This window comes from Vibrio sp. 2134-1 (genome assembly GCF_033339495.1).
Map to the genome: position 1 here is coordinate 1 of NZ_JAWOUS010000354.1, position 750 is coordinate 750.

The 750-nt window shown below is 47.7% G+C and carries 1 pseudogene; it reads right to left on the reverse strand.

The features are described 5' to 3' along the window. Window positions 1–719: pseudogene (locus R7R78_RS25955) on the reverse strand (tandem-95 repeat protein); the annotation flags it as partial. Between the last annotated feature and the right edge of the window lie 31 nt (window positions 720–750).

Here is a 750-nt window from a genome sequence, read left to right on the forward strand (position 1 = left end):
TTGTCTTCTGAGCCTTCAATTTGTACGTCATCGGTCACATCAATTTCGGCCGCGACACTGGTTTGCGGAGTAAGAACCGTTGGGAACTCCAACATCACGTTAGTTTGTCTTATTTCAGTCGCGTCTTTTTCAACCGAATCTTCACCTAAGTCATTTACGCGCGCGTAAATCGTCAAACCAATTTGCGATAAACCGCCGTTATCACCATTGTCAGTGTCGTCGTTAGGCGTCAAATCAAGGCCAGATGGCGCTTTGATGCAGAAATTCTCCTCATCAATGATAGTCCAACGGCCGTCACCTTCATTCAGTGCTCCGATAATAACTAGCTGGTTAAGAATGGCAGGATCGGTCGTGTGCAGCTGTACAACCAGTTCAGTCACCACCTCATCCGAAGAAGCATCAAACTCTTGGTATTTAATGATGTTTGCACCAGCTTGCCCCCCCGCCGAGGTGTTGATTGTAAAGTCGATTGCACCTTGCGCATCCGATTTAACAACGTCTATCGCAGTACCATTACTTTCTGTGACCAGCAAGCGCGTTTGATCGCCTATCGCACCAGAGATATCTTCCGGCTCAACAACCGGATTCACTTGAACGTGAACCGAACCAGTAATCACCGCTTCTGCAATCCCTTGTCCTGGATTTGCCGCATCAACGTACTCATGGTCAATCTCTTTCACGGTCAACGTTGTGCTCAAATCAAAGTCGGCACTGGTTTCTTAATGATACGGCGACCACCGAGATCTACAC